Consider the following 16,401-nt stretch of genomic DNA (forward strand, 5'->3'; position numbering starts at 1 on the left):
ATGCAAGATCGGCCGCAAGTGAAATCTTTCACTAGATGCAAGAAAAATACAAGCCGGGCTATTTTACCTTCGGGAGATAGGCGGAGGGATTCGCGATGATTGCCTGCAGCTCACGCTTAACCTGGAGCTTTACCGCTAGGATCATGGTCGGTGCTTTGCGGGGATCGATCGACGCGAGTATGGCGCCCAGAGCCCGTTCTTCTGTGGTGCATGCCTGAAACGCGAGTTCAGAGATCATGCTTATGTCGGCGCCGTTCCGTTGATTGGGCGGGATCTGGCGCAACTGTGCTGCGGCCGAGCGATAAACACAATTGTCATACGCCTCACGAAGAGGGGATGTTTGGGCTGAACAGGGCGACGCCCATAGTAGAATGCCGGCCGCTAGCGATAGACCGCGCATGAAAACCCTATCTTGTACCTGTTTTTAAGATTGTTCGAGCGACTTCCTCAATCATTACCCGCTGACCTTCTTTGGCCTGATCCCATATCGACCAAATCGCCTCCGGGTCTGTGGGGTCACGCATCAACAATGAAGGGATGTCTGTCATCAGGGCGTCGGCCAGCCCCTCTAGCACATCCTGCGTGTAGGGCGTCTCGCCACTCTCGATCCTGGAAATCATACTCCCGGAGGTTTCGAGCATCCCGCCAAGCTTTTCTTGGCTGTAGCCGCGGTACTCCCGCCATTGCTTAATGAATGTCGGACGGCGGGGGCGTTTCTTCGGAAGATTAATTCGCTTAGGCATTTCAATATCTTACACTACATGCAAGACTTTTCCATTCACTAGATGCAAATCACGCTTGTATGCGCCTTGCATCTAGTGTAAGTCTTTCGGGCATGAGCGAAGAAACAACCACACTCCGTAATTGGCGGACCGGACTAGGTTACAGCCTAGAGCACGTCTGCGATCTGATTAAAGACCACGGCCTCCCACGGCCTTCGGAAGCCAAACTCTCTCGTATTGAGCGCGATCAGGACATCCCGCCGGAAATGCTTCCGGCGTTGGAAAGCATCACCGGCCTGCCAGCCAGTGCGCTGCGACCTGATCTTGCGAAACTCTTCTTGAAAGAGGCGGCTGCTCAATGAACACCCTCACGCCGCATCTCCCTGGTGAGCATGCCTTGAGCGGCCTCGTGCACGTTCCGCGCGACGACCAGCAGGCGCGACGCACGCATGATAATTTCACACTGCGGAGTGATGACGCCGTTTCGTGTGGCGCAATTCCAAACACGCGTCATCCCATCTCCGGCATCTTCAGTGATCGCAGTGTCTACGAAGAAAATCGGCACGCCAAAGCTCTCGAAGCGCTCGTTTCCCATTCCCAACCCCTGTCGTGTGATCGTCATCATCTGATCACAGCGCGGAGGAACTGCGGAAACTTTTTTGAGCGATTCCAAAAGATTCGATTCCGCGACGCGCCATGTGTCAGCGCGGCACACTCAACTTTCTCGACATGTGGTCAGCCGGGAGTTGCAGCGTGATCACTCCCGAAATCCTCCTTCATCTCGGATACGCCTGCGCGTTCGCCGCTGCGGTGATGACGTTGATTGCTGTTCTCACACCAGTGAAAGCACGCTCATGAATCGCCGGGGGCACAGCCAAGTCATGAGCGTCTCACACACGGCCGGTACGCAGGCCGATTACTATCCCGTTACATACGCATCAGCAGCGTATGACGATCTTGCACCTTCGCTTTACCCCCAAGGGGCGAAGGCCGACTCCCGCTCGCACGGTACGCGGGGCAAGCTAGACCGTGCTTCATTTGCCGCTGGCTTTGCGCTCAAAGCGCGCCAGATCCTTTATTCGCTGTCCGACGTAATCTTCGTCGGCACTCTTGCTGTCTTTGCCGTCAGTGGATCGATCGCCGTTACCGCGGCGCTCTTCATCTTGTTTTTCGTCGAGCTTTAGAAATCTCAGAGCGTTCGCGGTTGCCGCCGCAAGCGTCAGGAATGGTAGTTCGTCGTTATCGTTAGCTACTTTCGTCATGCTCCCAACATGGACGAAAGGATTGTCAGAGTGAGTACAGAGAATGCCGGAAAATCGCCAATGATTACCTCCGCACAAGTAACAGACATCACCCGACTGCGCGCAACTGAGTTGGTCAGTCACGCTGCACGGAAGAATGGTTCTCTCATGAGAGGGTATGAGGTCGTCGCGCGATCGGTAGGGGTTTCTCCTGGCTGGCTCCGACGATTTATCAAGAACTACGAAGCGGCCAAAGAACCGAAAGCAACGGTCTACGAGAATATCAGGGCAAATTACGAAGCATTTTGTAATCGCGTTGAACAAGAGAACGAAAAAGACGAGCTGCGATTGCAAGCCCTAAGGAGGGGACCGAATGCGCGCACTGAAATTACTACTGAGAAAATTGGTTCTTAAAATTCTGATCGCGTGGGAATGGATCAAGGGAGTCGTGCGTCATGTCACTGGCAGATGAAATCAAGCAGATGAGTGCCGACAATCCAGAGTGGGATGCCGGGAAGCTGGCTGAGCACTTCAAGTGCCGCCGCGAATATGTCCGCACGGCTGCCAAGCGGCTCGGCTTCAAGGTCAAGGTGTTCCGCTGCAGTTCATGGACCGCAGAGGAAGATGCCAAGCTCCTGCTTCTTCGTGAGCAGAAGATGCGATGGGGTGACATTGCCCACGAGTTTGATAGGCCCCGTTCGTCCTGCGCCGGTCGATATGCTGATCTCACTGATCCGCCAGTCTGCACAAACCTAGTAGCAGATCGCACTATCGTGCCGGCGGAAAGGTTCATCGATCGGGACAGGCGCATCAATTGCGCCCCTCGTGATCTTACTGCCTCAATGTTCGGAGATCCGAAGCCCGGATTCAGTGCATTGGAGCGGCGGGCATGAATCTTTCATCGCAGTACAGCGACACTGTGAACGAGCTTCAGAAATTAATGAAGCGAAGCCCACGCTCGTCACGAGCAATCGTTTTGCAAGAGCGCGCAACGAAGCTTCTGGCGACCATTCTGCAGAAGGGCGAGCGCAAAGAGCGCAAGGCTAAGAAACCAGCATGAGTGTCCACACGACCACGACTGACGAGACACTGATCGGCACAGGTTTGCTGCGCGTGTTCGTCAACATCTATCCGCCGCTCAATGGCGCTTGCGGGTCTGCATATAAGACCCGTGAGCTTGCGGAGCAGTGGGCTGGCCGTTCGCGCATCGCTTGCATTGAAGTGTTCTACGAAGCCGGGGAGGGCGTGGATGACGTTCGTGATTGAACTGCCGTGGCCGCCCTCGGTTAACGACGCCAACAAGATCGGCAAGAACCGGAAGACTGGCAAGCCCGTCGTGTACGGCAACCAGAGCATGGTCAAGTTTTTGAAGGACGCGGACATTCTCTATCTGTCGCAGGCCAAGCTGCTCAAGTTTGTACCGGGTGAGTTCACGTATCACCTGACGCTGAACGAGAAGATGCGAGGCCCGACGATGGATGGCGACAACCGCGGCAAGTACGTCCTCGATTTTCTCCAGCGGGTCGGACTGATTGAAAACGACAAGCTGGCGCATGGCGGCTCATGGTCCTGGGGCGCATGTGAGTTCGGATGCAGGGTCATCGTCAAATCGTATGAAAGGGAAGCAGCATGAAAATGTCTCAAGTACATGCCGACATGGAGCGGTTCGTTCAACCGCTTCCTCTGGATGAGTATCGCACAGAAGTAAGTGAGAACCTGCAGTTCGTTGAGCATGGCGCCAGCATGATCTGTCGTCGGGTCGCCATGCTCGATCGCCGGCCTGGCTTTCGGACCATGGCCCAGGATGATCTGGATCAGGCCGAGTTGGTGCTTGAGCAGTCGCTGGCGAAGATCCGCGCGGCGAAGGTTGCTTTCGAGCAGAAGCCCATGGAGCGATCCAATGCTGGCTAATACCCCAAACCTGGACCAGCGCGTCATAGGGCTCCTGTCCGCCACCAAGGCCTTTCAGGAAGCCGATCGTAAGACCGTGAAGGAATATGTCGGCATCCTCGAAGAGGTCCGCGATCATCTCTCTGCGGTCATCGATCGGGCCGAGGGTAAGCGATGAGCCGCACCCCCTGCGAGGAATGCGACAACGTGCACGCGGAAACGCGCAAGCAAAGTCCTTCTCGCTGGGTGTGCGTGAAGTTTCCACGTTTGGAGGGGCTGTCACCGATAGCTCCGACCAAGTGGGTAGATGCTGAACCGTACATGCGCTGCGTCGGGATCAACGGGGGCTTTTGCCCAATGTTTGTCCGGCGGCGCGAAGGACAAAAGGAGATGGGAGTATGAGTAAAGCAGACCTGTGGGACAAGCTTGGAAAGACCGACCCCAAGCACACGAAGCCCTTTAAACGTGCCGGCGGTTTCTCGGGGACCGCCATCAAGCCGACGTGGGCCTATCGCCGTATGACCGAAGAGTTCGGGCCCTGTGGTGAAGGATGGGGCACGGGCGCCCCAACGTTCCAAGTTGTCGCCGGTCCTGAGGGAGAGATGTTGGTTTATTGCACGGCATCAATCTGGCATGGCAACCGCGAGAATGTCGTGTTCGGTGTCGGCGGGGACAAGGCCGTCATCAAGAACAGCAGCGGCCTTAGGTCCGATGACGAGGCATTCAAGAAGGCTTTCACAGACGCTATCACCAACGCGCTCAAAATGATTGGCGTCGGTGCCGACGTGCACATGGGCCTCTTTGATGACGCCAAGTATGTCAACTCAATGACGCAAGAGTTCAGCGGCGGCGATGACAAGGCCGTCTCCGATGCCTTAGCCGCCCGCATGGATTACGTCATCGAATGCCGGACTGTCATCAAGGAATACGACGACGCAGCAGCGTTGCTGGCGTGGTGGTCGTCTGAGGATCAGAAGCGCGCACGTCGCAATCATCAGCTTGAACCTGATCAGGTTGAAGCACTGAAGCAAGCCGTCATGAATCGTCGTGACGCACTCACACAGAAAGCAGCAGCATGACCGACCGCTACGACGCCGTTATCTCCCGCAAAGATAAGAACGGCAAGACCCGCTACACCAAGATCGGCGCTGCCTTCCCCGCCAAGGGCGATAACGGCGGCTTCAACATCGTCCTGGACGCGCTCCCGATGCCGAACGCGGAAGGGCAGGCGTGGATCTCGCTATTCGTCCCGAAGCCGCGCGATGAGCAGGGCGCTGCACAGGCGCCTGCCTCAGAGATGGACGATTCAATTCCGTTTTAGGTGATCAATGAACGCCATTCCGAACCTTCCTTGGTCTGAGCAGTACCGCATCGTTGCCCGTAAGTGGGTGGATGCGGATGCTGCCGCTTCTTTGCTTGAAGACACCAAGTCAGCATTCCTGTCGCAGAAGATGCAGCAGCATGCCGATCTGGCTGTCAACAAAGCAGAGATGCTGATCAAGGGATCGCCGGAATGGGCGGACTTTGTTGAGAAGATGGTGGCGGCTCGGAAGCAGGCAAACCTATTGAAGGTTCAGCTTGAATACCTTCGCATGAAGTTCAGCGAATGGCAGTCCGAGAACGCGACGAAGCGTGCGGAGATGCGCCTGTGAACCTGATGAAGCGCCCACGCATCAAGAACAGCGCCCACCTGGATTTCATCCGGGCGCTGCCGTGTTGCTGCTGTGGCGACAATACCAGCACTGAGGCCGCCCATATCCGATCGGGCAACTTGGCTTACGGCAAGCGACCCACTGGCGGGGCAGAGAAGCCCTCTGACTGCTGGGCACTCCCTCTCTGCAGCACCGAGCACAGAGAACAACACGAAGGCTCAGAGGAAGCTTTCTGGGCCAAGCACAACATCAATCCATATGTCCTCGCCATGTCTTTGTACCTGCGTTCTGGCGACTACGAAATGGCCATCACGATTTTGGAAAGAGCGCAGGATGAGCACAGTCGAAGAGGTCTGGCGTATAGTTCCGGGTTTTGAAAATTACGAGGTCTCGACCTTCGGAAACTTCCGCAGGAGCGACACAAAGAACCCTATCGAGCCGAGCCTGAATAATCGGAATGGATATCTTCATGTCCGTTTAGGCGAGGGTATGTGCTGGAAGACGCTGAGGGCACATCGGCTTGTCCTGTTGGCGCATGTAGGGCCATGCCCGTATGGGCAGATTGCGCGTCATCTTGACGGCACGCGCACGAACAATCGGCTCGATAACCTCGAATGGAATACCCCGTCCGTTAATCAGATGGACCGGCGGCGCCATGGCACGTCGAACGGCGCTCATCGTGGGGAAGCGCACCATCACGCGAAGATGACCGATTCTGACATCCTAGATGCGAAATGCTTGGCCGCCGCCGGCATGAGCCAGTCGAAAATCGCAGAGATCTACGGGTGCTCTCAATCGAGCGTTTCGATGATCCTAAACGACAAGCGGCGCCCATATCGCACCGAACAGCAACAAGCATAACGACAGGGGTACGAAAATGGAAGCAGCGATTGGACACAACAGCGAGCCGGTAGCGCAGTTCTCTAAGGATCAACTGAAGTCAATTGTTGAGCGGATAGAGAACCTGGAATCAGAGAAGAAGACGATCTCCGACGACATCAAGGACGTCTATGGCGAGGCCAAAGGCAACGGCTACGACGTGAAGGCGCTCCGTACCATCGTGCGGCTGCGCAAGCAGGACCCTAATGACCGCGCTGAGCAAGAGACTATCCTTGAAACATATATGCACGCATTGGGGATGGTCTAATGGCGTGCGTGTATCTCATCTCAGAGTCCCCACAGGGCCCGGTCAAGGTGGGCGTAGCGAACAACCCGGCTACGCGCATCCGTGAGTTGCAGTGCGGGAACCCTAATAAGCTCAAGCTGGCGGATTGGTGGCGCTTTGGCACACGCGATGAAGCCTTCGTAATCGAGCGGCTTATCCTCGACGAAATGGCGCCATACCGTATGACGGGCGAATGGGTTGATGCCGATGAATTTGGAATGCGAGGGTTGATACTAAGCCGCATCACTGAACGGTATAGCACGCTATGACCAGGTGGCTTCGTCTCTACGACGACACAATCAATGATCCGAAGATCCTGAAGCTCCCAGAAGCCACGCGCTGGCACTGGGTAGCTCTCCTATGCATCGCATCAAAGAATGATGGCGCTTTGCCAGCACTCGACGATATCGCTATCCAGCTTCGCGTGACGCCGGCCAAAGCCACAGAGATTCTGTCGGCACTCGTAAAAGCAGGGCTGATCGACAAGCTCGAAACGGGTTTTGCGCCTCATAACTGGAACGGCCGCCAGTATAAATCGGACGTTTCAACCGATAGAGTGAAACGTTTCAGAAACGGTAAGCGAAACGTTTCTGAAACGGAAGAGAAACGCCCCCAGATACAGATACAGAATACAGAAGCAGAAAGTAAGAAAGAACCGCGCGCTCGCGCGCTTGATTGGCCTGAAGACTTCCGTGAGCAATTCTGGGCCTTGTACCCGAACAAGGTAGGCAAGCCGAAAGCCCTTTCGAAGCTCGAAGGCGCGATGACGCGCGGCGTTCGTTGGCTAGACCTGATGGATGGATTGCGGCGCTACATCCAAACGAAGCCACCCGACAGGGCATGGCTCAATCCCGAGACCTTCCTCAACCAAGAGCGCTGGACTGACCAGCCTGCAAATGTGAGCGCCAACAATGGAAAAACTGGGAACATCATTGCGGCAAGTGACAGCCTCCTCGACGTCATTGACCGCTTCGAGCGCGGCAGCAGCGACGTTGACCAAATACGCAGCGGAGAGGGCGCGCCTCCTGTTCGGTTGCTTTCGTAAGGGTGATGCCAACGATCCGGAAACATATGTGGCCGCCATCACGGCAACCCTGGCCAGATATCCTGAGGATGTGATCAAGTCCGTGACGCATCCCGCCACTGGCTTGCCGACGCAATCTGATTGGTTGCCGACTGTTGCCGAGGTGTACCGCGCTTGTGAGGCGATGGTGCAGCCGCGGCGAGAAGCCGAAGCTAGGGAGCGCCGCATTGCTAAACAAATTGCGGATCGAACGCCGCTGCAGCACTAGCCCTCCGCTCGATGCAGTAGATCCAAATCAAACCGGGAGAATGGGAATGACGAAGAACAGGCGAGAATGGCTAGTGCTGCATGTCTACACATGGACCGTGGCGAGCATCGGCGTAATGCTCGGGTGGAACCTGCATAAGGTCTTTGGGTCATGACCACCCCCAGCACGGGCGACGCAAGGGCGGAGGAGAGGGTGGTGGAAAAGGCATTCGTGGAAGTGTTCAGGCAGTTCGCGATGCTATCTCCACCACAGCGGGTTGAAGTGGTGAAGATGCTCCACGGCTGCTATTGCCGGAATTGTGGGTACCCGGCGCCACCCGATGAGACCGATTATTGTTGCGCGTTTTCCGACCGAGCTTAGTTCAGTAGCGTTCAGCGTCAGACAACAGCACAAGGGGCAAGACAGACATGGCGCGGGCAGGACGGAAGCGAAAGATCGGTGTGGCTCGGGAGGCAAGCGGCAAGGTGGCGCGGGTCTACGTCAATCCGAAGCAGCAGGTAATGGATCAGCCTCATCGGGTGGTAGCCTTGGCGAAGTATCGCGAGACGCAGGAGGCTGGTACCGAGTTTGGCCGGCTGATGCTTAGCGGCGGGGTGACGCCGGCACAGCACGAGGCTGGTATTCGATATGCCGAGTTGGCAGCCCAATATCGCTCCGCTCTACTTTGCCCATCCCCGAACCCTGCCGCGATGGACCTAGGACGCGTAGGGAAGGGCAAGGGAGCCGGTATGGCGGATGAGACGGCACTTGTCCTCCAGACGCGCTACGATCGTGCCTACGAGTCCTGTGGGCCTCAGCGGCTACAGGTCGCGCTCAGGGAGTTCGTCATCATGGACAACCCTGTTTCGAATGCCCTGTCGCTCGATCTGTTGACATGTGGACTCGATAAGCTTGTCTCGCATTTCGGCATTGACAAGAGCATGCAAATCACTGACCGTCCGAAATAGAAGATGACCTTGCACGCCCGCGCTGGAAACAGTCGCGGGTTTTTGCATTCTACCAATCGGGCCGCTCCGCTTTCGCGATTTCCTTAGCCCCCATAAGCCCAATTGCATAAGCGGGGCGCCCGGTACTTCCATCGATAACCAGGGAAGGGCGATCAGAAGCCCTGAACCGAATGTCCAAAGTAGAAGGAAATAGACAAAAGACTGGCGGCAGGCAGAAGGGGACGCCGAATAAGACCACAGCTTTGTTGAAGGATGCTATCCTCCAGGCTGCGGAGAACGCAGGCGGCGGCAAGAATGGGTTGGTGGCCTATCTTGAGAAGCAGGCCAGCGCTAATCCGGGTCCGTTTATGGCGCTGCTGGGCAAAGTGCTACCAATGCAATTGACGGGCGCTGACGGCGACTCATTAATTGTTGAGGTGGTTAGATACTCCGACTCTTGAAAGTCGGTTAGTTGATTGTACTTTAGGAAGTATGATCAATGATATCACTGGCCAGAAATTCGGACGGTTTACTGTTGTAGGGCGTGACCCGATCAACAGGCGCCCAGTAAAATGGATATGCCGTTGTGAGTGCGGCACCGAGAAGTCGGTCCATAGCGGCAACCTTAAGCTCGGCAAGTCAGCCTCATGCGGTTGTTACCGGGCTGAGGTGAGCCGGCAAATTATGAATGCTAACCGTGAAGCATTCACGGGTTCGCGCTATCGACACGGCATGACATCGAACCCCACGCACAGTTCGTGGAATTCGATGCTGCAACGATGCACAAACGAAAAGCGTGACAATTATTCGTTCTATGGCGGGCGCGGAATCAAGGTCTGCGACCAATGGTTCATATTCGAGAATTTCTTAGCTGACATGGGCGAGCGTCCAGCGGGAACAACGTTGGATCGCATCGACAATGATGGCGATTACACACCGGGCAACTGTCGATGGGCTACCCTGAAAGAACAGGCCGGCAACAGGCGACAACGTGGGCCGAATAAGAATACCAGCAAACGGCTGGGAGCCTCGTGACTACCAGTTGCCAGCATGGAAGGCTTGGGAGAAGGGCGTAAAGCGGTCATCGTTATGGTGGCATAGGCGTGCCGGCAAAGACGAACTGAGTCTGCATAAGGCTTGTGTTTCGGCTCATCCCGACCCGTCCAATCCGATGCCAAACGCCCGCATTGCCAACGTATGGCACATGCTCCCAGAATATACCCAGGCCCGTAAGGCAATCTGGACAGCAATCAACCCGCATAGCGGTAAGCTGAGAATTGATGAGGCGTTTCCTCATGAACTGAGGGAAAACACCCGTAACGACGATATGTCGATCACGTTCAAGTCGGGAGCATCTTGGCGTGTCGTTGGATCGGACAACCCCAATAGCCTTGTGGGCGCGACACCTTTTGGCATCGTCTTCTCTGAATGGGCGCTTTCGAATCCCTCCTCGTGGGGCTACCTCCAGCCCATGCTCCTAGAAAATGGAGGGTGGGCCGATTTCATCACCACGCCTCGGGGCAAGAACCACGCCCACGACATGCACACCGCAGCCAAGATCAACAAGAACTGGTTCTGCGAAACACTGACGATCGATGATACCGGGATGATATCCCCGGAGCAGCTCGCGGAAGTGAGGGTGGACTACACGGCCTTGTACGGTGCCGATGCTGCGGAAGCTCTGATCCAGCAGGAATACTATTGCTCAGCCGATGCTGCCATTCTTGGCGCTTACTGGGGCAAGGAGCTTGCACAGGCGACACGGGAAGGGCGGATCAGGCCGCTTGAGCCGATTAAGGGCTATCCGCTTCACACGGCGTGGGATCTGGGTATCAGGGATTCCAACGTCATTTGGTTCTTCCAGGTGGTGCCGGGCACGAAGGGATATTCGCATGTCCTGGTTCTGGGATGCTACGCCGCTTCTAATTATGGCATTGGGCATCATGCTGAGGTCATCAAGGAATACGCGGGCCGTCTAGGTCTGCAGCGGGGCGACGACTATGTCCCCCATGACGGCCGGCAACGTGAAATGGGAGTCTGGAACAATAACCCGCTCGATCCGAAGTATGGCGAGGCCAAGCAGCGCATCGAGGTCATGATCGAATGCGGGTTAAACCCCAAGAAGATCATGGATCATGCGCTGATGGACGGCATATCAGCCGTTCGCCAGATTCTCCCGCGATGCTACATCGACGAAAGCCGGTGCAATGACAACGCAGTTGAGGGTCTAAGGCAGTATCAGACCGAGTGGGACGACGAGAAGAAGATCTTCTCGGACAAGCCGCTACACAATTGGGCCAGCCACTATGCGGACGGCTTCAGGACGTTGGCCATGGCGGTCAAGAGCGTTGATATTGAATATCCTCGTCAGCCTGATCGGGCTCTGGTGGTTGGCAGCGTTCCTGTACCGGGCATGCAGTTGCCGACGTATGCGGATCTAGCTGATTTGGCCGAACGTGAACCGCGCCGGCAGAGAATTTGAACTTTCGATTCGTGACCGCGTTGTGAGGCATCTACCCTCACAGGAGAATGGTCATGACGGTATCTAGCGCGAAGAACGAGCCGAAGGATATCAAGCCTACGGTCGAGCGTAAGGAGCAGGACTGGAAGTCTCCCGGTACTGCTGATGCCAACAAGGTGCCAAAGGCTGACGAGACTGCCATCGGTTCGCCTGACGTGTTTCTGAAGGACGCTCACAAGGACACCGAGCGCACGAAGGTCTACCAGGTATGGGCGGACGGTGCCAAGCGCGGCTATGTCGTGCATGACGCGTCCATGGCGACATCGAAGGTTGGTTACTTCGAACTGGCTGAAGGCATGAACAAGGCCGAGGCTGACGAGGCACTGGCCCACGCATATGACAACACGGCGGTTGCCGTCTGAACTGACGACATCTTGGCCTAACTGACCCGCCCCTTGTGGCGGGTTTTTCTTTGAGGATTTCAAATGCTCAATCCCTTCACTCCCAAAACGGTTGGGACGGTCAGCATTACTTCGGCTGTGACGACTGCGCGTGTGGCATTAGTGCCGCTCGGCGCCAATCAGTGCCGTATCAAGAACCTGGATGCGACGAACATTGCATATGTGGCGTTCGGGGATTCAACGGTTGTGTCCACGTTGCCAGCAGGCGCGACGCCGGGCGGCTTCCCGGTCGGCCCGAATGAATCCATCATCGTCTCGATCAGCCCTGTTGTGACGCATGCTGCCGCCATCTGCTCGGCCGGCACGCCCATCGTCATGTTTACGTCGGGTAACGGCTGCTAAGCGTGGCAGACGAAGCCCAGACCGGACCAGACGCCAATCCGGAGCAGAAGAACGACGCAGCCTTTGTCACGTTCTGGATGGGCGAGCTTAACGCCTACCGGGATGATTTCAAGGACTGGGAATCGCGATGCAAGAAGATCGTGCGGCGCTACCGTGATGAGCGAACGGAGAAATCGGACGGCTCGGTAGGCGGCTCGCGCTTCAATGCGCTGTGGTCGAATATCCAGACGCTGCAGCCGGCAATCTACATCAAGCCGCCGAAGCCGGTAGCCGAGCGACGGTTTCTCGATAAAGACCCGCTGGCTCGTCTGGCCTCGATGACCTTGGAGCGGTCGATCGAGGTGCAGATCGAAGTCGGCAAGATGCACATGGCCATGAAGAAGGCCATGCTGGATTACCTGCTGTGCGGTCGTGGCACGCTCTGGGAGCGCTACGAGCCGACCTATGGCGATCCGGTTGACCTTGGCGACGATGAGCAAGGAGCAGAAGCGCCGCGTCCTGTGACCTATGAGAAGGTCTGCACGGACTATGTAGCGTGGAATCGCTTCCGGCACTCACCAGCTCCGATCTGGGAGGAAGTGTGGTGGGTCGCCAAAGAGGAAATGTTGACCCGCAAGGAACTGCGGGCGCGGTTCAAGGCGAAGGACAAGGAGACCGGCAAGCTTATCGCTGATCTCGTGCCGCTTCGAACCGGGGACAAGGACAGCGAGAACGACAAGGAGAAGAAGCGCAAGCAGCCGCGGGCCTGTGTCTGGGAAATCTGGAACAAGACCGACCGGGAAGTGATCTTCATCGCCCCGGATTATCCCAACGCTCCGCTTGAACGGACAGATGACCCATTGAGCCTTGATGGTTTCTGGCCGTGCCCTGAGCCGCTGTACGCGACTACGACGAATGACACGCTCGTTCCGGTGCCTGATTATGTCGAGTATCAGGACCAGGCCGACGAATTGGACAATCTGACAGCGCGTATCAAGGCGCTGACCGATGCCATTCGGGTCAATGGTGTATATGACGCGTCCTATCCGGAACTGAAGCGCATCCTGTCCGAGGGTGTCGATAACCGGATGATCGGCGTCAAGAACTACTCGGAATTCGCAGCCAAGGGCGGCATTGAAGCCGCAATGTCCTTTGTTCCGATCAAGGACGTGGTTGAGGCGCTGGTCAAGCTTTACGAAGCCAGGGATCGCACCAAAGCCGACATGGCCGAGATTACGGGGCTGTCCGATATCGTCCGCGGTCAGGCACAGGGCGGAACGAAGACCGCAACCGAGCAGAAGATCAAAGGCCAGTTTGCATCGCTTCGGCTGGAGGACCGCAAGAAGGAAGTGGCGCGCTTTGCCTGCGACGCGATCCGGATTGTTGCTGAGATCGTATCCGAGCAATTCTCTCCGGAAATCCTGTCAGAAATGACTGGGATGTTGCCGTTTATTGAGGACGATATCAGGTCTGAGCAACCGCCTCAGCCTCCCATGATGGGCCAAGGCCCGCCAGTCGACCCAGGTGTTTCACCTCCGCCTGGCGTTGGCGCTCCCGGCGTCATCCCTCCCGCTGGCGCCGGGATGCAGCCAACTGCTCCGCCGCCAGATCCGATACCGGAAATGGCGCAGCAGAAGTTCATGGAGATCTGTTCGCTCCTGCGTGACGACAAGATGCGCACGTTCCGGATCGATATCGAGACGGACAGCACGATAGAGGTGGACAAGCAGGCCGCCAAGGATTCGGTCGTTGAGTTGTTTACTGCAGTTGGCGGATTTTTGGAGAAGGCGCTGCCGATCGGTCAGGTTATGCCGCAGCTTACGCCGGCACTTGGCCAGTCCATCCTGTTCGCATTTCGCAGGTTCGGGGCAGGGCGTGATGTTGAGGGCGTCTGGGAGCAGGCAATCGACAAGCTGACGCAGATGTCGAAGAACCCGCCGCCGAAGCCTCCTTCGCCGGAAGAGATCAAGGCTCAGGCTGAGAAGCAAAAGGCCGAACTCACCGCGCAGACCATGCAGCAGAAGGCAGCACTCGATCAGCAAAAGGGCCAGCAGGATTTGGAGCTAGCCCAGCAGAAGGCGCAGATCGAACTACAGAAGGCCCAAGCTCAACTCCAGATCGACCAGCAGAAGCTCGCACTTGAGCGCGAAAAGATGGAGATGGAGCGCGCCAAAGCCGGGATGCAGATGCAGATCGACCAACAGCGCATGGCCATCGATTCCGAAGCAGCCGTTCGTGACGCTGAGATCGATGAGCGCACTGCTCTTCGTGACGATGAATTGGCCACCCGCGCGGCGGAACGTGATGCCGAGAGCGGTGAACAGCAGTTCGAACTGAACAAGAAGACCGCTCAGTTCAAGGCCAAAGAGGCCATGAAGCCTAAACCCAAGCCCAGAGGTGGGAAGTAATGCAGATCCTCAAATCCCAGATCGGTGACAGTGACTTTGCTGCTGCCGTCGAACAGTACCGGCAGGCGATGCTGGATCATCGCTTTACCCAAGGCGAGCCGGCCCCGACTGCGCACCCGCTTGTAGAAGCGTGCGTCAAGCGTGTTCCGGTCGAAGGGGAAGCTGACGACTTCGTATCTGATTTCGAAATCATCGACGACACGCCGCCCCCGCCGCCAGAGCCAACATTGGAAGAACGCAGGGCTGCCGAAATTATGAAGTCGCGCCAGCAAGAGCAGGCGGATATCGCCGCTATCATGCCGGCCGGCAAGCTGCGTCTGTTTCAGATGGATGTGAATGCGGCAATGGTTGTGCCCGAAGCTGACCGTTCACCGCAGCAGATCGAACTGATGCAGCGTTGGGCTGAGTACCAGGATCAGGTTCGTCAGGTCCAATACGAGGGCGCCAAGCGTGAGGCCGCAATCGAGGACATGACGTGACCCGCGGCACCTTCGTTTATCGCAACGGCAAGATCGTCCCGAAGCACAAGGCTGCACCGAAGCATCGCGGCGTGCACGTTATCTCTGATGATCTGGGTTCAGACCTTGAACATCACGGATATGCGGACGGCCGCTCGACGGCGAGCAAGTCAGTCTTCCGCAGGTGGACCAAGGAAGCAGGACTTATCGAAAAGGGCAACGACCGTGAGGCGCCGCAACGTGCGGAAAGCCCCTCCGATCTTCGCCGTGACGTCCAGCAAGCAATTCAGATGGTGAACCAGGGCTATCGCCCGACAATCGGCAGGGAGTGGTAATGGCTGACGAGATCGAAGACGACAAGATCATTGAACAGGAAGTTGTTGAGCCGGTATCGGCGCGGGATGAGATCAACAACGACGTTGTAAACGCAATTGCCTCCCTCAAGGGAGAGCCCGAAGTCCCGGAAGCGAAAGAGCCAGAGGCGAAGGACCTTGCTCGTGGTCCTGATGGCAAATTCGCACCCAAAGAAGCGACGCCGGCAGTAGCCGCCGCTGACCCGAAATTACCGCCCGCGGAAGATGTGGCCAAGGTAAACGAGCAGCCATCAACGGTTGCTGCAGTCCCTCCGGTCAGTTGGGCGGCTGATGCGAAGCAGGCTTGGGCTTCCATCCCTCCCGCTGTTCAACAGGCGGTCCTCAAGAGGGAACAGGAAGCATCCAACGGCATTCGCCAGTATTCCGAGAAGACCGCTCGTTATGAGCAAGCACTTGCACCGGTTGCCCAAGCGGCTCAGGCGCGGGGAATGTCTGTCGATGACGGTATCAAACGCCTGATCGACGGAAATACATTCCTCGAAACTCAGCCGGCACAAGCAATTCTGTGGCTCGCTCAGAAGAACGGTATCGATCTCGCAGAACTCGCATCAAACCCGCCTCAACAGGTCCGGGCTGAGGAGCGTGGTCCGCAGGTCGCTCAGACCGACCCAGTTCTTGTCCAGCGTCTACAGCAGGTCGAATTCCGACAGAACTATTCAATCGCGCAACAGTTCGCGGCATCAAAACCGCACTACGCTATGGTTGAAGAACATCTGCCGGCGGCAATTGTCGAAGTCAGAACTCTTGACCCGACGCTTGATGGATTTGATTTGCTCGAAAAAGCCTATGAACGCGCTATCTGGCTCAACCCGGATATCCGCTCGCAGGTGACGGCTGCCGAAAACGCCAAAGCCGCACAGACACAGGTTGCCAAGGTGCAGGAGAAATCCTCGCAGGCCACCCGCGCGGCTGTCAGCGTCAAGGGCTCGTCTGCAGGGGCTCCGGCTCCGCGGCGCGCTGAAAGCAATGGATCCGCGTTTGACGACGTGCGTGCTGCCATCCAGCAGCTCAAGGCCGGCTGAGTCACATA

General features: G+C 56.8%; 31 protein-coding genes. 27 read left to right on the forward strand and 4 right to left on the reverse strand.

Annotation, left to right across the window (positions count from 1 at the left end; translation table 11 throughout):
* Positions 1-58: 58 nt before the first annotated feature.
* Together AB8A50_RS03595 and AB8A50_RS03600 are read right to left on the reverse strand one after the other, a co-directional pair.
* Positions 59-238, reverse strand: coding sequence for a hypothetical protein (locus AB8A50_RS03595; protein ID WP_439076892.1), 180 nt, complete (start codon positions 236-238; stop codon positions 59-61).
* 169 nt (positions 239-407) lie between these two features.
* Entirely contained in the window at positions 408-743 is a 336-nt protein-coding gene (locus AB8A50_RS03600) for a helix-turn-helix domain-containing protein (protein ID WP_439076893.1), read from the reverse strand.
* A gap of 92 nt (positions 744-835) precedes the next feature.
* On the opposite strand from AB8A50_RS03600, the gene AB8A50_RS03605 reads away from it, so the two are divergent.
* On the forward strand, positions 836-1,084 hold the full coding sequence (locus tag AB8A50_RS03605; RefSeq protein ID WP_439076894.1) for a hypothetical protein: 249 nt from the start codon (positions 836-838) through the stop codon (positions 1,082-1,084).
* Here the strand turns inward: AB8A50_RS03605 and AB8A50_RS03610 are convergent.
* Complete coding sequence (locus tag AB8A50_RS03610; protein WP_439076895.1) at positions 1,078-1,395, reverse strand: hypothetical protein; 318 nt, start codon at positions 1,393-1,395, stop codon at positions 1,078-1,080. The two genes, AB8A50_RS03605 and AB8A50_RS03610, sit on opposite strands and share 7 nt — an antisense overlap.
* Before the next feature lie 361 nt (positions 1,396-1,756).
* Positions 1,757-1,984: a hypothetical protein gene (locus AB8A50_RS03615; RefSeq protein WP_439076896.1), complete on the reverse strand. Its 228-nt coding sequence runs from the start codon at positions 1,982-1,984 to the stop codon at positions 1,757-1,759.
* A gap of 30 nt (positions 1,985-2,014) precedes the next feature.
* Here AB8A50_RS03615 and AB8A50_RS03620 point away from each other — a divergent pair, with 30 nt between their 5' ends.
* The 26 genes from AB8A50_RS03620 (at position 2,015) to AB8A50_RS03745 (ending at position 16,393) form a co-directional block, all read left to right on the forward strand.
* The gene (locus AB8A50_RS03620; RefSeq protein ID WP_439076897.1) at positions 2,015-2,377 is read left to right on the forward strand and encodes a hypothetical protein; all 363 of its coding nucleotides are present in this window, start codon (positions 2,015-2,017) and stop codon (positions 2,375-2,377) included.
* A gap of 41 nt (positions 2,378-2,418) precedes the next feature.
* Entirely contained in the window at positions 2,419-2,856 is a 438-nt protein-coding gene (locus AB8A50_RS03625; protein ID WP_439076898.1) for a hypothetical protein, read from the forward strand.
* Positions 2,853-3,023 (forward strand): hypothetical protein, encoded by a 171-nt coding sequence (locus tag AB8A50_RS03630; protein WP_439076899.1) that lies wholly within the window; start codon positions 2,853-2,855, stop codon positions 3,021-3,023. The genes AB8A50_RS03625 and AB8A50_RS03630 overlap by 4 nt, the downstream gene beginning before the upstream one ends.
* Positions 3,020-3,229 (forward strand): hypothetical protein, encoded by a 210-nt coding sequence (locus tag AB8A50_RS03635; RefSeq protein ID WP_439076900.1) that lies wholly within the window; start codon positions 3,020-3,022, stop codon positions 3,227-3,229. The genes AB8A50_RS03630 and AB8A50_RS03635 overlap by 4 nt, the downstream gene beginning before the upstream one ends.
* Entirely contained in the window at positions 3,213-3,596 is a 384-nt protein-coding gene (locus AB8A50_RS03640) for a hypothetical protein (protein WP_439076901.1), read from the forward strand. Before AB8A50_RS03635 ends, AB8A50_RS03640 begins: the two co-directional genes overlap by 17 nt.
* Positions 3,593-3,874, forward strand: a complete 282-nt coding sequence (locus AB8A50_RS03645) for a hypothetical protein (RefSeq protein WP_439076902.1) — start codon at positions 3,593-3,595, stop codon at positions 3,872-3,874. The genes AB8A50_RS03640 and AB8A50_RS03645 overlap by 4 nt, the downstream gene beginning before the upstream one ends.
* Positions 3,864-4,031 carry a hypothetical protein gene (locus tag AB8A50_RS03650; RefSeq protein ID WP_439076903.1) on the forward strand — a complete coding sequence of 56 codons (168 nt, stop codon included), beginning with the start codon at positions 3,864-3,866 and terminating at the stop codon, positions 4,029-4,031. The genes AB8A50_RS03645 and AB8A50_RS03650 overlap by 11 nt, the downstream gene beginning before the upstream one ends.
* Positions 4,032-4,251: 220 nt before the next feature.
* Positions 4,252-4,932: a hypothetical protein gene (locus AB8A50_RS03655; RefSeq protein ID WP_439076904.1), complete on the forward strand. Its 681-nt coding sequence runs from the start codon at positions 4,252-4,254 to the stop codon at positions 4,930-4,932.
* Entirely contained in the window at positions 4,929-5,174 is a 246-nt protein-coding gene (locus tag AB8A50_RS03660; protein WP_439076905.1) for a hypothetical protein, read from the forward strand. The genes AB8A50_RS03655 and AB8A50_RS03660 overlap by 4 nt, the downstream gene beginning before the upstream one ends.
* A gap of 7 nt (positions 5,175-5,181) precedes the next feature.
* Positions 5,182-5,505: a hypothetical protein gene (locus tag AB8A50_RS03665; protein WP_439076906.1), complete on the forward strand. Its 324-nt coding sequence runs from the start codon at positions 5,182-5,184 to the stop codon at positions 5,503-5,505.
* 5 nt (positions 5,506-5,510) lie between these two features.
* Complete coding sequence (locus tag AB8A50_RS03670) at positions 5,511-5,882, forward strand: DUF968 domain-containing protein (protein WP_439079913.1); 372 nt, start codon at positions 5,511-5,513, stop codon at positions 5,880-5,882.
* Positions 5,839-6,366, forward strand: coding sequence for an HNH endonuclease (locus tag AB8A50_RS03675; RefSeq protein ID WP_439076907.1), 528 nt, complete (start codon positions 5,839-5,841; stop codon positions 6,364-6,366). Before AB8A50_RS03670 ends, AB8A50_RS03675 begins: the two co-directional genes overlap by 44 nt.
* A gap of 16 nt (positions 6,367-6,382) precedes the next feature.
* The gene (locus AB8A50_RS03680; protein ID WP_439076908.1) at positions 6,383-6,652 is read left to right on the forward strand and encodes a DUF2312 domain-containing protein; all 270 of its coding nucleotides are present in this window, start codon (positions 6,383-6,385) and stop codon (positions 6,650-6,652) included.
* Positions 6,652-6,939 (forward strand): GIY-YIG nuclease family protein, encoded by a 288-nt coding sequence (locus tag AB8A50_RS03685; protein WP_439076909.1) that lies wholly within the window; start codon positions 6,652-6,654, stop codon positions 6,937-6,939. Before AB8A50_RS03680 ends, AB8A50_RS03685 begins: the two co-directional genes overlap by 1 nt.
* The gene (locus AB8A50_RS03690) at positions 6,936-7,715 is read left to right on the forward strand and encodes a hypothetical protein (protein ID WP_439076910.1); all 780 of its coding nucleotides are present in this window, start codon (positions 6,936-6,938) and stop codon (positions 7,713-7,715) included. Before AB8A50_RS03685 ends, AB8A50_RS03690 begins: the two co-directional genes overlap by 4 nt.
* Before the next feature lie 28 nt (positions 7,716-7,743).
* On the forward strand, positions 7,744-7,962 hold the full coding sequence (locus tag AB8A50_RS03695) for a hypothetical protein (protein WP_439076911.1): 219 nt from the start codon (positions 7,744-7,746) through the stop codon (positions 7,960-7,962).
* A 464-nt stretch (positions 7,963-8,426) separates the two neighbouring features.
* Positions 8,427-8,909 carry a hypothetical protein gene (locus AB8A50_RS03700; protein WP_439076912.1) on the forward strand — a complete coding sequence of 161 codons (483 nt, stop codon included), beginning with the start codon at positions 8,427-8,429 and terminating at the stop codon, positions 8,907-8,909.
* 170 nt (positions 8,910-9,079) lie between these two features.
* Entirely contained in the window at positions 9,080-9,349 is a 270-nt protein-coding gene (locus AB8A50_RS03705; protein ID WP_439076913.1) for a hypothetical protein, read from the forward strand.
* 31 nt (positions 9,350-9,380) lie between these two features.
* The gene (locus AB8A50_RS03710) at positions 9,381-9,923 is read left to right on the forward strand and encodes a hypothetical protein (RefSeq protein ID WP_439076914.1); all 543 of its coding nucleotides are present in this window, start codon (positions 9,381-9,383) and stop codon (positions 9,921-9,923) included.
* Between the two features lie 136 nt (positions 9,924-10,059).
* The gene (locus tag AB8A50_RS03715; protein WP_439076915.1) at positions 10,060-11,370 is read left to right on the forward strand and encodes a hypothetical protein; all 1,311 of its coding nucleotides are present in this window, start codon (positions 10,060-10,062) and stop codon (positions 11,368-11,370) included.
* 53 nt (positions 11,371-11,423) lie between these two features.
* The gene (locus AB8A50_RS03720; protein WP_439076916.1) at positions 11,424-11,771 is read left to right on the forward strand and encodes a hypothetical protein; all 348 of its coding nucleotides are present in this window, start codon (positions 11,424-11,426) and stop codon (positions 11,769-11,771) included.
* 63 nt (positions 11,772-11,834) lie between these two features.
* Positions 11,835-12,152: a hypothetical protein gene (locus tag AB8A50_RS03725; RefSeq protein WP_439076917.1), complete on the forward strand. Its 318-nt coding sequence runs from the start codon at positions 11,835-11,837 to the stop codon at positions 12,150-12,152.
* 374 nt (positions 12,153-12,526) lie between these two features.
* Positions 12,527-14,539, forward strand: a complete 2,013-nt coding sequence (locus AB8A50_RS03730) for a hypothetical protein (RefSeq protein ID WP_439076918.1) — start codon at positions 12,527-12,529, stop codon at positions 14,537-14,539.
* A complete protein-coding gene (locus AB8A50_RS03735; protein WP_439076919.1) occupies positions 14,539-15,018 on the forward strand; it encodes a hypothetical protein in 480 nt (159 codons plus the stop codon). The genes AB8A50_RS03730 and AB8A50_RS03735 overlap by 1 nt, the downstream gene beginning before the upstream one ends.
* The gene (locus AB8A50_RS03740; RefSeq protein ID WP_439076920.1) at positions 15,015-15,332 is read left to right on the forward strand and encodes a hypothetical protein; all 318 of its coding nucleotides are present in this window, start codon (positions 15,015-15,017) and stop codon (positions 15,330-15,332) included. Before AB8A50_RS03735 ends, AB8A50_RS03740 begins: the two co-directional genes overlap by 4 nt.
* Positions 15,332-16,393 (forward strand): hypothetical protein, encoded by a 1,062-nt coding sequence (locus AB8A50_RS03745; RefSeq protein ID WP_439076921.1) that lies wholly within the window; start codon positions 15,332-15,334, stop codon positions 16,391-16,393. Before AB8A50_RS03740 ends, AB8A50_RS03745 begins: the two co-directional genes overlap by 1 nt.
* Positions 16,394-16,401: the final 8 nt, after the last annotated feature.

Source organism: Tardiphaga sp. 841_E9_N1_2 (assembly GCF_051811065.1).
In the GTDB taxonomy this organism is placed as follows: domain Bacteria; phylum Pseudomonadota; class Alphaproteobacteria; order Rhizobiales; family Xanthobacteraceae; genus Tardiphaga; species Tardiphaga robiniae.

Coding starts and splice junctions, on each gene's coding strand:
- AB8A50_RS03595 (WP_439076892.1), bottom strand. CDS start 238: ATGATCTCTGAACTCGCGTTTCAGGCATGCACCACAGAAGAACGGGCT.
- AB8A50_RS03600 (WP_439076893.1), bottom strand. CDS start 743: ATGCCTAAGCGAATTAATCTTCCGAAGAAACGCCCCCGCCGTCCGACA.
- AB8A50_RS03605 (WP_439076894.1), top strand. CDS start 836: ATGAGCGAAGAAACAACCACACTCCGTAATTGGCGGACCGGACTAGGT.
- AB8A50_RS03615 (WP_439076896.1), bottom strand. CDS start 1,984: ATGACGAAAGTAGCTAACGATAACGACGAACTACCATTCCTGACGCTT.
- AB8A50_RS03625 (WP_439076898.1), top strand. CDS start 2,419: ATGTCACTGGCAGATGAAATCAAGCAGATGAGTGCCGACAATCCAGAG.
- AB8A50_RS03630 (WP_439076899.1), top strand. CDS start 2,853: ATGAATCTTTCATCGCAGTACAGCGACACTGTGAACGAGCTTCAGAAA.
- AB8A50_RS03635 (WP_439076900.1), top strand. CDS start 3,020: ATGAGTGTCCACACGACCACGACTGACGAGACACTGATCGGCACAGGT.
- AB8A50_RS03640 (WP_439076901.1), top strand. CDS start 3,213: ATGACGTTCGTGATTGAACTGCCGTGGCCGCCCTCGGTTAACGACGCC.
- AB8A50_RS03645 (WP_439076902.1), top strand. CDS start 3,593: ATGAAAATGTCTCAAGTACATGCCGACATGGAGCGGTTCGTTCAACCG.
- AB8A50_RS03650 (WP_439076903.1), top strand. CDS start 3,864: ATGCTGGCTAATACCCCAAACCTGGACCAGCGCGTCATAGGGCTCCTG.
- AB8A50_RS03655 (WP_439076904.1), top strand. CDS start 4,252: ATGAGTAAAGCAGACCTGTGGGACAAGCTTGGAAAGACCGACCCCAAG.
- AB8A50_RS03660 (WP_439076905.1), top strand. CDS start 4,929: ATGACCGACCGCTACGACGCCGTTATCTCCCGCAAAGATAAGAACGGC.
- AB8A50_RS03665 (WP_439076906.1), top strand. CDS start 5,182: ATGAACGCCATTCCGAACCTTCCTTGGTCTGAGCAGTACCGCATCGTT.
- AB8A50_RS03670 (WP_439079913.1), top strand. CDS start 5,511: ATGAAGCGCCCACGCATCAAGAACAGCGCCCACCTGGATTTCATCCGG.
- AB8A50_RS03675 (WP_439076907.1), top strand. CDS start 5,839: ATGAGCACAGTCGAAGAGGTCTGGCGTATAGTTCCGGGTTTTGAAAAT.
- AB8A50_RS03680 (WP_439076908.1), top strand. CDS start 6,383: ATGGAAGCAGCGATTGGACACAACAGCGAGCCGGTAGCGCAGTTCTCT.
- AB8A50_RS03685 (WP_439076909.1), top strand. CDS start 6,652: ATGGCGTGCGTGTATCTCATCTCAGAGTCCCCACAGGGCCCGGTCAAG.
- AB8A50_RS03690 (WP_439076910.1), top strand. CDS start 6,936: ATGACCAGGTGGCTTCGTCTCTACGACGACACAATCAATGATCCGAAG.
- AB8A50_RS03705 (WP_439076913.1), top strand. CDS start 9,080: ATGTCCAAAGTAGAAGGAAATAGACAAAAGACTGGCGGCAGGCAGAAG.
- AB8A50_RS03710 (WP_439076914.1), top strand. CDS start 9,381: ATGATCAATGATATCACTGGCCAGAAATTCGGACGGTTTACTGTTGTA.
- AB8A50_RS03715 (WP_439076915.1), top strand. CDS start 10,060: ATGCCAAACGCCCGCATTGCCAACGTATGGCACATGCTCCCAGAATAT.
- AB8A50_RS03720 (WP_439076916.1), top strand. CDS start 11,424: ATGACGGTATCTAGCGCGAAGAACGAGCCGAAGGATATCAAGCCTACG.
- AB8A50_RS03725 (WP_439076917.1), top strand. CDS start 11,835: ATGCTCAATCCCTTCACTCCCAAAACGGTTGGGACGGTCAGCATTACT.
- AB8A50_RS03730 (WP_439076918.1), top strand. CDS start 12,527: ATGAAGAAGGCCATGCTGGATTACCTGCTGTGCGGTCGTGGCACGCTC.
- AB8A50_RS03735 (WP_439076919.1), top strand. CDS start 14,539: ATGCAGATCCTCAAATCCCAGATCGGTGACAGTGACTTTGCTGCTGCC.
- AB8A50_RS03745 (WP_439076921.1), top strand. CDS start 15,332: ATGGCTGACGAGATCGAAGACGACAAGATCATTGAACAGGAAGTTGTT.